Origin of the sequence: Streptomyces olivaceoviridis, assembly GCF_014650115.1 — a bacterium.
GTDB classification, from domain to species: domain Bacteria; phylum Actinomycetota; class Actinomycetes; order Streptomycetales; family Streptomycetaceae; genus Streptomyces; species Streptomyces olivaceoviridis.
Genome location: NZ_BMUI01000015.1, coordinates 25,542 through 37,394, shown reverse-complemented (window position 1 = coordinate 37,394; position 11,853 = coordinate 25,542). Strand labels below are relative to the sequence as shown.

Genomic DNA, 11,853 nt, shown 5'->3' with positions numbered 1-11,853 from the left:
CGGGGGCGTCCCGTCTGGGTACCCCACGTCGCGTCCTCCGAGAGCGACCGTTGTATTTTCCAGGCGTGGGCATTCATGCGCACACGCCTTACGGTCGTCGACAATAGTTGCGGACGCGGTATACATGCAAACGCAAGTGGCCCTGGGGTGGCGTGCCTACCTGGATTCCACCCGCCCGAACGCGTCCGGGCCGGTGGTCAGCGCCTCCTGGGCGTCCGGCCACGCGCTGTCGCCCGGGCTGAACGCGCTGCGCAGGTAGGCGGAGGTGAGCCGGGCGAGCGCGGCGACCCGTCCGGGGTGCTCGTCCGTCGTCTCGGCGGCGTCGTACCCGGCGATCCCGCCGAGGCCGTGCTCCGCGTCGAACAGGGTGAGCAGGGTCTTGGGGGCCGGGGCGAGGTGGTACGGGTCGGCGTGCCAGGCCGGTCCCATGTCCGTGAAGTGCCGCGAGTCGTCCCTGTCGCCGGCGACGACCAGCGCGGGCGTGGTCATGGTGGAGAAGTCGAGGGCCCTGAAGACCGGCGCCCGTTCGGCCATCGCCCCGTTCAGGACGTCACCGCCCCGGCCGGGGGCGGCCAGCAGTACGCCCCGCTTGATCCGGGGCTCGAAGAGGCGCACCTCGCCACCGTCGTCGGGGTCGGTGAGCCGGGCGCCCAGCAGGAGGCTCGCGGTGAAGCCGCCGAGCGAGTGTCCGGCCACGGCGACGCTGTCGTGGTCCAGGCGCCCGGCGAGCCCCGGTACGGCGTTCTCGATCACGTCGAGGCGGTCGAGGACATGGGTCATGTCCTCGGCGCGGGAACGCCAGAAGAGGGGCGCTCCGGGAGCGTCGGCGAGCAGGTGGGCGAGCGTCCTGGAGCTGAGGTGGGTGGGCTGGAGGACGGCGAAGCCGGAGGCGGCCCAGAGGTGGGCGAGCGGCGCGTAACCGTTGAGGGAGGACAGGTGGTGCGAGTTGCCGTGTCCGTGGGAGAGCAGGACGACGGGCAGGCCGGTCCCGGTGGCCGGTGCGGTGACGCGTACCTGGAGGTCGACGGGGCGTCCGGGTACGGGCAGCACCACCGGGCCGTACGAGAGCACGGGGGTCGGCGGGGTGGCGGTGGTGGCGGAGTCGGGTGTGCTCATGGGTGCGGCCTTCCTCGGGGTCCGGCAACGGCCGGACATGAAACGGAACGTTGTTCCGCTTGCGGGCACGGCTACGATACGGAACGCCGTTCCGCTTCACAAGCGCATGCGGAACATTGCTCCGCTTATTGGCGGCGAGAGGCAAGGAGACAGAGCGGTGGCCACTTCAGGGCAGACCGGACCGGCACCGGCCCCGGGCAGGCGGGCCGACGCGGTGCGCAACCAGCAGAAGCTGCTGGCCGCCGCCGCCGAGGTGTTCGTGACCTCCGGCGTCGACGCGCCGATCCGCGAGATCGCGGCCAGGGCGGGCGTCGGGATGGGGACGATCTACCGGCACTTCCCGACCCGGGCCGATCTCGTCGTCGCCGTCTTCCGCCATCAGGTCGAGGAGTGCGCCGACGCGGGCCCGCGCCTGCTGGCCGACGCCGACTCGCCGCTCGCGGCGCTGCGTCAGTGGATCGACCTCTTCATCGACTTCCTGGTCACCAAGCACGGACTCGCCGCCTCGCCGCAACCGGACAGCAGCGGCTTCGCCGCGCTCCACACCTACTTCCTCGACCGCCTGCTGCCCGTCGCCGAGCGACTGCTCGACGCGGCGGTCGAAGCGGACGAGATCCGGCCCGGCATACAGCCGTACGAACTGATGCGCGGCATCGGCAACCTCTGCTTCGGCGCCGGCGACGACCCCCGCTACGACCCCCGCCGCCTGGTCGCCCTGCTCCTCCAGGGCCTCCGGCTCCCGCGGCCGTCCTGAGGACGGGGTGCGGACGGGTCACCGGAGCCGGCGGGTCCCGGCCGGGACGCCCGCCACGTCGGCGTTCCGGGCCGAAGCCGCGGCCGGCTCCTGGCCCGGCGGGCGTGGTCGCGCCGACCTCCGCCCCGGGGGCGGTCAGGTCGCCGAGGTGCGGTTCCTGGTCCTCCGGGACGCGTTCGGCCTCGCGGGCGGCCACCGCCGACGGCAACTCGACGGAAGCGGTGGACCAGCCGGCTCTCGCTGGTCGCGGTGCGGGCCCGGATGTCGTCGAGCGTCGTCCCGGCGGCAGCGTCGTCCCGGCGGCACCGCGCTCGCGGATCTCGGTCGCGGTGGCCGCCGGCCGGCCTGATCCTGGACCGGGCCGTCCGCACGCCACGCCGCGAAACGACCGCACCGTCTCCGCGGGCACCGGCGCCCACCGCCCCGGACGCGGGTCCACGCCGGCGCCCGCGGCGTGGACCCGTCCGACGGCCTGCCGACCGCGACCGGCCAGGTGATCCGCGACGTCCCGGTCACCGCACCGCACCGAACCTCGCCGCGGCGCCCGGCCGGGCGTGGAGCACCACTGACCGGCCGGGCGCCGTACGTACCCGAGTTCCGTCAGGCGACCGCCGCCCGTCCGCCGTCCCCGTGCCCGTTCTCGTGGTGGATCGGCGTCTTCCCGCCGGTCAGCGGCACCCCCGTGCCGCCCCGTCGTGCGGCGACGATCTCCGCCGTGATGGACAGGGCGGTCTCCTCCGGTGTGCGGGCGCCGAGGTCCAGGCCGATCGGTGAGCGGAGCCGGGACAGCTCCCGTTCGGTGAGGCCCTCCGCCCGCAGACGCCGGTCGCGGTCCTCGTGGGTGCGGCGCGAACCCATCGCCCCGACGAACGCGACCGGCATCCGCAGGGCCACCTTCAGCAGCGGTATGTCGAACTTCGCGTCGTGGGTGAGCACGCACAGGACCGTACGGGCGTCGGTCGCGGTGCGCCGCAGGTAGCGGTGCGGCCAGTCGACGACGACCTCGTCGGCGTCCGGGAACCGGTCCGGCGTGGCGAAGACGGGGCGGGCGTCGCAGACGGTGACGTGGTAGCCGAGGAACTTGCCGGCCCGGGCCAGCGCCGACGCGAAGTCCACCGCGCCGAAGACGATCATGCGCGGGGGCGGCACGTTCGACTCGACCAGCAGCGTCACGCCGCCAGGACAGTGCGAGCCGTCCGCCGACAGCTCCACCGTGCCGGTGCGGCCCGCCTCCAGCAGCGCGTGGGCCTCGGCCGCCGCCACCCGGTCCAGCTCCGGGTGGCCGCCGAGACCGCCCTCCACCCTTCCGTCGGACCGGACCAGCAGGGCCCGGCCGAGGAGTTCGGCGGGGCCCCGGGCGACCCGGGCGAGGGCCGCCGGTTCGCCCCGTCCTGCGGCCGACAGCGCCGGCCGCAGGACGGTCCTGACGGGAGCCTCGCCGGTCACCGGCGTGACCAGTACGTCGAGCGTCCCGCCGCAGGTCAGTCCCACGGCGAAGGCGTCCTCGTCGCTGTACCCGAACCGTTCGACCACGCTCTGGCCGGTCCGCAGCGCCTCGCGGCACAGGTCGTAGACCGCGCCCTCCACGCAGCCGCCGGAGACCGAGCCGATGACCGTGCCCGCGCTGTCGACGGCGAGGGCCGCGCCGGGACCGCGCGGCGCGCTGCCGCCGACCGCCACCACGGTGGCGACGGCGAACTCCCGGCCCTCCTCGGTCCAGCGGCGCAGTTCCTCGGCCAGATCAAGCATCCGGCGCTCCCGCGGCGGCCGACAGGATCCGGTCGGGCCGGATGGGCAGGGCACGGTGGCGTACGCCGGTCGCGTGCCAGACCGCGTTGGCGACCGCCGCCGCGGCGCCGACGATGCCGACCTCTCCGATGCCCTTGATGCCGACCGGGTCGTCCGGGTCCGTGTCGTCGATCCAGTCCGCCTCGACGCGGGGCACGTCGGCGTGGGTGGCCACGTGGTAGCCGGCGAGGTCGGCGCCGACATGGCCGCCCGAGGCGCGGTCCCGGACGGCCTCCTCGTGCAGGGCCATGGAGATGCCCCAGATCATGCCGCCCCGTAGCTGGTTGCGGGCGGTGAGCGGGTTGACGATCCGGCCCGCCGCGAAGACGCCGAGCATGCGCCGCACCCGCACCTCACCGGTGCCGACGTCCACGGCGACCTCGGCGAACTGCGCGCCGAAGGAGTGCCGTTCGGCGGGGGGCAGGGCCGCGATGGCCTCGGCGGTGTTCGTACGGACGGTGATGCCCTCCGGCGGGATGTCGGCGCCGAGGGCCAGCCGTTCGCGCAGCTCACCGGCCGCGGCCCGGACCGCCCAGGACCAGGAACGGGTGCCCATGGAGCCACCGGCGATCATCGCGGGGCCGAAGGCGCTGTCGCCGATGCGCATCCGGATCCGCTCCGGCGGCACCTGGAGGGCGTCCGCGGCGACCAGGGTGAGCGCGGTACGGGCGCCGGTGCCGATGTCGGCCGCGGAGATCCGCACGGTGAAGGTGCCGTCCGGGAGCGCGGTCGCGGCGGCGGTGGACGGCGCGGCGCCCGCCGGGAACGAGGCCGCGGCCGTACCGGTGCCGAGCAGCCAGCGCCCGTCGCGGCGCACCCCGGGGCGCGGGTCCCGGTCCGCCCAGCCGAACCGCCGGGCGCCCTCGCGGAAGCAGGCGGCCAGATTGCGGCCGGCGAACGGCAGGCCCGACACCGGGCCCTTGTCCGGTTCGTTGCGCAGGCGCAGCTCGACCGGGTCGACCCCGCACTTCTCGGCGAGTTCGTCGAGCGCCGCCTCCAGCGCGAACGACCCGGGGGCCTCGCCCGGGGCGCGCATGAACGTCGGGGTCGGCACGTCGAGCCGTACGAGGCGGTTGGCGGTGTGGTGGGCCTCGGCGTCGTACATCACCCGCGCCACCCCGGCGCTCGGTTCGACGAACTCGTACACCGTGGAGGTGGCGCTGACGGCGCTGTGCTCCAGCGCGCGCAGCCGTCCGTCGGTGTCGGCGCCGAGCCGGACGCGCTGGGTGGTGGGGCTGCGGTAGCCGGCCAGCGAGAACATCTGGCGCCGGGTGAGGACCACCCGCACGGGCCGTTGCAGGACGGTCGCGGCCATCACGGCGGCGACCTGGTGGGCGCGGACGCCCTTGCTGCCGAAGCCGCCGCCCACGTGCTCGGAACGCACCCGCACGGAGGCCGGGTCGAGCGAGAAGAGGTTCGCGAGTTCGCCGGCGACCCAGGTGACGCCCTGGTTGGAGTCGATCACCTCAAGCCGCCCGCCGTCCCAGCGGGCGGTCGCCGCGTGCGGCTCCATCGGGTTGTGGTGCTCTTCGGGGGTGGTGTACTCGGCGTCCACGACGACGGGCGAGGAGGCGAGGGCCGCGTCGAGGTCGCCCTTCTCCGTCACCGCCGGCATGTGGCCGTCCAGCGGGTACGCGTCCGGGCGCTCGCCGGTGAACTCGACGTCGTGCGGTTCCTGCTCGTAGTGCACGACGAGGGCCTCGGCGGCCTCCCGCGCCTGCTCGGACGTCTCCGCGACGACCAGCGCCACCGGCCAGCCCCGGTGCGGCACCCGGTCGTGCTGGAAGACCGCGCAGGTCGGGTCGGGGCGCATGCCCATCAGACCGGTGTAGTCGGTCTCCAGGCGCAGGGCGTTGCGGTGGTCCAGCACGGCCAGGACGCCCGGCATGGCGAGGACGGGCTCGGTGTCGAGGGCGCTGACGCGGCCCCGGGCGACCGTGGACAGCACCAGCCAGCCGTGGGCGAGGCCGTCGAAGGGCACCTCGCCGGCGTAGCGGGCCGCTCCGGTGACCTTGTCCCTGCCCTCGACACGGGTGTGGCCGGTGCCCACCGAGGGCGCCCGTGTGGGTGTTCCGGTGGTGACGGCGGTCATCGTGCGGTCTCCTCGGCGAGTTCGGTCAGGACGGCCACCACGAGGTTGCGGACGAGGTCCACCTTGTACCCGTTGTGCGGCAGGGGACGGGCCGCCGCCAGCTCGGCGTCCGCCGCGGCGGCGTAGGTCTCGGCGGTGGCGGGCGCGCCGGTCAGGACCCGCTCGGCCGCGACGGCCCGCCACGGACGGGAGGCCACGGCGCCGAGGGCCAGGCGCGCGTCCCGGACGACGCCGTCACGGACGTCGAGCGCGGCGGCGAGGGAGCCGATGGCGAAGGCGTACGAGGCGCGCTCGCGGACCTTGCGGTAGCGGGAGCGGGCGGCGACCGGGGCGGGCGGCAGCGTGACGCCGGTGATCAGCGCGCCCGGCGGCAGGGCGGTCTCCCGGTGCGGGGTGTCCCCGACGGGCAGGTAGAAGTCGGCGAGCGGCACCTGTCCGGGCCCGTCCGCCGTCTCGAACCGGACCACGGCGTCGAAGGCGGTCAGGGCCACGGCCATGTCCGAGGGGTGTACGGCCACGCAGTGGTCGGAGGCGCCCAGGATCGCGTGGTTGTGGTGCTCGCCCTGGATGGCGGGGCAACCGCTGCCGGGCACCCGCTTGTTGCAGGGCTGGGTGACGTCGGTGAAGTAGCCGCAGCGGGTGCGCTGGAGCAGGTTTCCGCCGACCGTGGCCATGTTGCGGAGCTGGCCGGAGGCACCGGCCAGCACCGCCTGGGCGAGCGCCGGGTAGCGGCGGCGGACCTCGGGGTGGGCGGCCAGGCCGCCGTTGGTGACGGTGGCGCCGATGCGCAGACCGCCCTCCGGCGTGGTCCCGATCTCGTCCAGCGGGAGTTCGCGGATGTCGACGAGCCGTGCGGGCCGCTCGACACCTGTCTTCATCAGGTCGACGAGATTGGTGCCGCCACCGAGGTAGCGGGTGTCCGGATCGGCGCCGAGCAGGGCGACGGCCCCGGCGACGTCGTGCGCACGCTGGTAGTCGAACTCCCTCATGCCACGGCCTCCTCGGCGCCCGTCGCGGAGTGCGCGTGGCCCTCGTCGGGCCGGGCCTCGGCCGCGCGGGCCACCGCGTCCACGATCGAGACGTACGCGGCGCAACGGCACAGGTTTCCGCTCATCCGCTCGCGGATCTCCTCGGCGGTCAGGGGTGGTGGACCCGCTTCGGGGCGGACGTCCTCGGTGACGGCGCTCGGCCAGCCCGCCGCGTGTTCCTCGATCATCCCGATCGCCGAGCAGATCTGGCCCGGTGTGCAGTAGCCGCACTGGAAGCCGTCCAGGTCGAGGAACGCCTGCTGCACGGGGTGGAGACGGTCGCCGTCGGCCACGCCTTCGATGGTGGTGATCTCCCGGCCCTCGGCCGCCACGGCCAGTTGCAGGCAGGCGACGGACCGGCGCCCGTCCAGCAGGACCGTGCAGGCCCCGCACTGCCCCTGGTCGCAGCCCTTCTTGGTGCCGGTGAGATCGAGCCGCTCGCGCAGGGCGTCGAGCAGGGTGGTGCGGTGGTCGACGGGCAGTGTGTACTTCTCGCCGTTGATCTTCAAGGTGATGACACTGGACGTCGATGAGGCCATGGGCTGCTTCTTTCGCATTTCCAGGACAGACGGGGGACCGGCGGCCGGAGGTGGGCGGCGCGGGGGGTGCGTCGTGCGGTGTGTGCCGCGAGGGGCGGGTGCGAAGCTGCGGTGCGAAGGCGCGGAGCGCCGGGGGCTGGGACCCCGGCGAGGGCGACTGGCGACTGCCGTAGGGCCGCCTCAGCCGCTATGGTGAACGTAACCGGATAGCTGTCCGCTCACAGGAAACGTAACGGACACTTGTCCGCTTAGCAAGGGCGAGGTTCGGCCACGCCTTGAGGAGGACGAGTGCCGCAGCAGAAGGACTCACCCCGGCGCTCGGACGCACAGCGCAACCGCGAGCGCATCCTGGAGGTGGCGCTCATCGAGCTGTCGCACTGCGCCGACGCCCCGCTGAGCGTGATCGCCAAGAAGGCCGGTGTCGGGCAGGGCACCTTCTACCGCAACTTCCCCAACCGCGAATCACTCGTCCTGGAGATCTACCGCCATGAGATGCGGCAGGTCGCGGACAGCGCGGAACACCTCCTCGCCGACCGGGCACCCGACGGGGCCCTGCGCGCCTGGATGGACCGGCTCGCCGAGTTCGCCATGGCCAAGGCCGGGCTGGCCGACGCGATACGCCAGGTCACCGGCGCGCCGGGCGGCCCCGCCAAGCCGTCCCCCACCCCGGTGGCCCACGCGGCCGAAATCCTGCTCCGCGCCAACGAGGAAGCGGGCACCATCCGCACCGGAGTCACCGCGGACGACTTCTTCCTCGCCATAGCGGGCCTGTGGCAACTCGACCCCCACGACGACTGGCAACCCCGCGCCGCCCGCCTCCTCGACCTGGTCATGGACGGCTTGCGCAGCGGGGCGCGCGGGGAATGAGGCACGCGCGCGGTCGCCGGGAGAAGCGCCCGCCGAACGAGCGCCGCCGCACCGCGGGCGGGGGGCCGCGCGGGCGAGCCCCGCGGCCCCAGGAGCACGGCGTCTGCCGGAGAGCGGCCGGCGCGGGAACACCCCGCGTGTACGGCACCGCGCCGCCGACGGCGCTCGCCCGGGAGGGGCGCCTTGCCGCCGGCGGCCCGTCGCCCAGGACGTTGTTCCACGCACTTGCCGGTGCTCTGTCGGCTCTGGTGATGCTCGCCCTGTCCGGCTGCTCTTCCCACTGGGGCTGCACCGACACGACCGCGGAGCGCGGTGAGGCCGGTGTCAGGGTGCGGGTCGAGGACACGTCCGGGCGGCCTCTCGGCGTCACCGCCGAGGTCGTCGACTGGCGCCTCGAGCCCCACCCGCAGGTGCCCGACGAAGGAGACCAGGTCCACTTCCACTACCGCTTCGACGGCGCCGACGAGGGATCCGGCCCCGCGGTGGACACCTGCGCGGTCGATGAGGAGCGCGTGGCGTTGGGGTGCCGGACGGTCTACTCGGCCGAGGCTTTCGGCCCGGACGGTGACCACCTGGGCGACGGCTGGCTCGCCGTCGAGCACCCCGAGCAGGTCGCCGGAGTCCTGTTGATCCCCAACGACCAGTCCTACGACCGACGAACCTGCGAGCAGGACGTCAAGGACGGTGGCGGACCGCACCCTCCGGAACCGGCCGGCGTGGGGGACCGACTGTAAGCCGCGGTGCCACCCGGCCGGTGCCGCCCCGCGCTCCCTCAGGCCGTCGCCTCGTCGAGAAGTTCCAGGACGTGCCGGTAGGGGTGGCCCGTGGCCCGGGTCATCCCCAGCTCGCAGGTGCGGTTGCAGGAGGCGTACGCGTCGTACGTGCCCGCGTTCAGCTCGGCGGCCTGGGCGGCGACGGCGGACGCGGTGACCTCCGGGTGCAGCAGACCCCGGTCCCCGGCGAACGCGCAGCAGCCCCAGTTGTCGGGCACGGTCACCTCGTCGCTCACCGCCGCGGCCACGGCGCGCAGGGCGGTCTCGATGCCGAGGTGCACCGTGGAGCAGGTGGGATGCAGGGCGAGGCTGCCCAGGCGCCGGGGTTCGGGCAGGGCGGGGAGCAGATGCTCGGCGGCGAAGACGACGCTGTCGACGAAGCGCAGGGATGCGAAGCGGGCACGGTCGGACTCCGGCAGGGCTTCGCGGAGTTGCTCCAGGCCGTGCGTGCAGGACGAGGCGTCGCACACCACCGGCAGCCGGCCGTGCCCGCTCGCCTCCCACAGCGCTTCCAGGGTGCGGGCGGCCATGGTGCGGTACCCGGCCGTGTAGCCCTTGGACTGCCAGGGGGTGCCACAGCACAGCCCGTCCAGCCCGGCGGGCACGGCCACGGGAACCCCGGCCCGCGCGCACAGCCGCAGGAAGGCCCCGGCCGCGCCGGTCGCTCCGCCAGGGCTTCCCCCGGCGCCTTCCTCCGGTGCGAAGAGGCTGCCGACGCACGCGGCGAAGAACACCGCGCGGGCCCCGGCCGGGTGGTGGGGCGCGGGGCGGGCGGGGCCGCCGTGGGGGATGTCGTCGGTCCAGGCCGGTACCAGCTCGCCCGCCCCGAGCCGGCGGAGCGCCCCGGTGGCGGAGCGCAGGACGGGGGAGGGGACGGTGTGGGCCGTGTTCAGGGCGGCGCGTACGGCCTTGACCGTGGTCCCCCAGTGCCGGGCCACCGTGTTTCCCGCGCGCTGCGCGACCGCACCGTGCCGGTCGGCGCGCAGGCGTTTCATCACCGCCCCGGTGTCGATGGTGACCGGGCACGCGGTGACGCATAGGCTGTCGGCCGCGCAACTGTCGACGGCCGCGTAGCCGTAGTCCTCGGACAGCGCGCGCCGCCGCTCCTCGTCACCCGCCGCCGTGGCCAGCGCGATCTCGCGCCGCAGGGCGATGCGCTGCCGCGGTGTCGTCGTGGCGTCGGCGGTGGGGCACACGGGCTCGCAGTAGCCGCACTCGACGCACGCGTCGACGGCGGGGTCGACCTCCGGGATGCTCTTGAGGTTGCGCAGGTGCGCGCTCGCGTCGTCGTCCAGGAGCACACCCGGGTTGAGCACCCCGTGCGGGTCGCACAGCCGCTTCAGCTCACGCATGACGTCGTACAACTCGTCGCCGTACTGCCGGCGCACGAACGGCGCCATGGCCCGCCCGGTGCCGTGCTCGGCCTTCAGCGTGCCCCCGGCGTCCAGGACGAGATCGACCATCGCGTCGGTGAACCGGGCGTAGCGCTCGACCTCGGCGGCGGAGTCGAAGTCCTGGGTCAGCATGAAGTGCAGGTTGCCGTCGCGGGCGTGACCGAAGATCACCGCGTCCTGGTAGCCGTACCGGTCGAAGAGTCCGGTCAGGCCCTCGCAGGTACGGGTCAGCCGGTCCATCGGCACCGCGATGTCCTCCAGCAGCGCGGTGGTGCCGGGACGGCGCGCGCCCGCGACGGCGGTGTACAGGCCCTTGCGCAGGTGCCAGAGCCGGGCCCGCGGGCGCGGGTCGCCCACGAGCACGGTGTCGCTCACCGTGGGCAGCCGGTCCAGGGCCGCCCGCGCGTCCGCCACCCGCTCCGCCAGCAGACCGGGGTCCTCCTCGGCGAATTCCACCAGCAGGGCCGCGTGCCGCTCCACGCGCAGGCCGCGCACCTCGTCGACGGGGTCGGGGGACTGCTGGGCCACCCGGAGCGACGCCGCGTCGAGGAGTTCGGCGGTGCGGGCGCCGGCGGCGAGCAGCGCGGGCAGGGCCTCGGTGGCCTCCGCGAGGCCGGGCAGCACCAGCAGACCGGTGGCGGTGTGCGGCAGCAGCGGGACGGTGCGGAAGACGGCCTCCCCGACGAAGCCGAGGGTGCCCTCGCTGCCGATCATCAGGTGGGCGAGGATGGCGGCCGGTTCGTCGTGGTCCAGGAACGAGTTGAGGCCGTAGCCCATGGTGTTCTTCATCGAGAACAGCCGCTCGACGGTGGCGCGGGACCGGGCCGAGCCGCGCACCCGGTCGCGCAGCCGCAGCAGGCCCGCGTGCAGTCCGGGTTCGCGGGCGCGCAGCGCCTGGTCCGCGTCGGGGAGCGCGGTGTCGACCACCGTGCCGGAGGGCAGCACGAACTGGAGGGACTCCATGGTCCGGTAGGCGTTGTCCCGGGTGCCGCAGTTCATGCCGCTGGAGTTGTTGGCGACCAGGCCGCCGATGGTGCAGGCGGACTCGCTGGCCGGGTCGGGGCCGAGCCGACGTCCGTACCGGGCGAGCCGCGCGTTCACCTGCCGCACGGTCAGCCCCGGCTGCACCCGGATGCGCAGCCCCTCGTCGAGGACCTCGGCGCCGCGCCACGCGCTGCGGACGTCCACGAGGATGCCGTCGCCGCCCGCCTGCCCCGCGAGGCTGGTGCCTCCCGAGCGCAGCGTGAGCGGCAGCCCGGCCGCGCGGGCGCCGGCCATCAGGGCGCCCACCTCGGCCGCCGACACGGCACGCACCACCGCGCGCGGGGTGAACAGGTACGGCGAGGCGTCGTGGGCGGCGGCGACCCTGCGGGGGACGTCGGTCGTGACCCTGGCCGGGTCGTCGACGCACGCGGACAGCAGCTCGGCCAGGCGGTCGGGCCGCTCCGGCGCGTGCGTGGCGGAGGAGGGGGCGGCGGAGGGGCTCATGGGTCCTCGGGTGG

9 protein-coding genes are annotated in these 11,853 nt (G+C 74.6%); 3 read left to right on the top strand and 6 right to left on the bottom strand.

Translation table 11 applies throughout. The features are described from left to right. Positions 1–156 precede the first annotated feature (156 nt). Positions 157–1,116 carry an alpha/beta hydrolase family protein gene (locus IE273_RS25910; protein ID WP_189817579.1) on the bottom strand — a complete coding sequence of 320 codons (960 nt, stop codon included), beginning with the start codon at positions 1,114–1,116 and terminating at the stop codon, positions 157–159. Between the two features lie 157 nt (positions 1,117–1,273). On the opposite strand from IE273_RS25910, the gene IE273_RS25905 reads away from it, so the two are divergent. Then, positions 1,274–1,870 (top strand): TetR/AcrR family transcriptional regulator, encoded by a 597-nt coding sequence (locus tag IE273_RS25905; RefSeq protein WP_189817578.1) that lies wholly within the window; start codon positions 1,274–1,276, stop codon positions 1,868–1,870. 600 nt (positions 1,871–2,470) lie between these two features. On the opposite strand, the gene IE273_RS25900 is transcribed toward IE273_RS25905, so the two are convergent. Genes IE273_RS25900 through IE273_RS25885 form a run of 4 tightly spaced genes read right to left on the bottom strand, consistent with a single transcriptional unit; the run spans position 2,471 to position 7,317 of the window. Further along, entirely contained in the window at positions 2,471–3,619 is a 1,149-nt protein-coding gene (locus IE273_RS25900; RefSeq protein ID WP_189817577.1) for an XdhC family protein, read from the bottom strand. Further along, positions 3,612–5,750, bottom strand: coding sequence for a xanthine dehydrogenase family protein molybdopterin-binding subunit (locus IE273_RS25895; protein WP_189817576.1), 2,139 nt, complete (start codon positions 5,748–5,750; stop codon positions 3,612–3,614). Before IE273_RS25895 ends, IE273_RS25900 begins: the two co-directional genes overlap by 8 nt. Beyond that, on the bottom strand, positions 5,747–6,739 hold the full coding sequence (locus tag IE273_RS25890) for an FAD binding domain-containing protein (RefSeq protein WP_189817575.1): 993 nt from the start codon (positions 6,737–6,739) through the stop codon (positions 5,747–5,749). Before IE273_RS25890 ends, IE273_RS25895 begins: the two co-directional genes overlap by 4 nt. Further along, positions 6,736–7,317 carry a (2Fe-2S)-binding protein gene (locus IE273_RS25885; RefSeq protein WP_189817574.1) on the bottom strand — a complete coding sequence of 194 codons (582 nt, stop codon included), beginning with the start codon at positions 7,315–7,317 and terminating at the stop codon, positions 6,736–6,738. Before IE273_RS25885 ends, IE273_RS25890 begins: the two co-directional genes overlap by 4 nt. 288 nt (positions 7,318–7,605) lie before the next feature. Between IE273_RS25885 and IE273_RS25880 the strand changes: the two genes are divergently transcribed. After that, a complete protein-coding gene (locus tag IE273_RS25880; RefSeq protein ID WP_189817573.1) occupies positions 7,606–8,184 on the top strand; it encodes a TetR/AcrR family transcriptional regulator in 579 nt (192 codons plus the stop codon). Positions 8,185–8,435: 251 nt separating this feature from the next. Beyond that, on the top strand, positions 8,436–8,918 hold the full coding sequence (locus IE273_RS25875; protein ID WP_189817711.1) for a hypothetical protein: 483 nt from the start codon (positions 8,436–8,438) through the stop codon (positions 8,916–8,918). A gap of 38 nt (positions 8,919–8,956) precedes the next feature. Here IE273_RS25875 and IE273_RS25870 read toward each other — a convergent pair whose 3' ends face one another. Continuing rightward, the gene (locus IE273_RS25870; protein WP_189817572.1) at positions 8,957–11,839 is read right to left on the bottom strand and encodes an FAD-binding and (Fe-S)-binding domain-containing protein; all 2,883 of its coding nucleotides are present in this window, start codon (positions 11,837–11,839) and stop codon (positions 8,957–8,959) included. Positions 11,840–11,853 lie beyond the last annotated feature (14 nt).

Excerpts from the sequence above, each read along its gene's own strand:
- IE273_RS25900 (WP_189817577.1), bottom strand. The coding sequence starts at position 3,619 with ATGCTTGATCTGGCCGAGGAACTGCGCCGCTGGACCGAGGAGGGCCGG.
- IE273_RS25885 (WP_189817574.1), bottom strand. The coding sequence starts at position 7,317 with ATGGCCTCATCGACGTCCAGTGTCATCACCTTGAAGATCAACGGCGAG.
- IE273_RS25870 (WP_189817572.1), bottom strand. The coding sequence starts at position 11,839 with ATGAGCCCCTCCGCCGCCCCCTCCTCCGCCACGCACGCGCCGGAGCGG.
- IE273_RS25890 (WP_189817575.1), bottom strand. The coding sequence starts at position 6,739 with ATGAGGGAGTTCGACTACCAGCGTGCGCACGACGTCGCCGGGGCCGTC.
- IE273_RS25910 (WP_189817579.1), bottom strand. The coding sequence starts at position 1,116 with ATGAGCACACCCGACTCCGCCACCACCGCCACCCCGCCGACCCCCGTG.
- IE273_RS25895 (WP_189817576.1), bottom strand. The coding sequence starts at position 5,750 with ATGACCGCCGTCACCACCGGAACACCCACACGGGCGCCCTCGGTGGGC.
- IE273_RS25875 (WP_189817711.1), top strand. The coding sequence starts at position 8,436 with ATGCTCGCCCTGTCCGGCTGCTCTTCCCACTGGGGCTGCACCGACACG.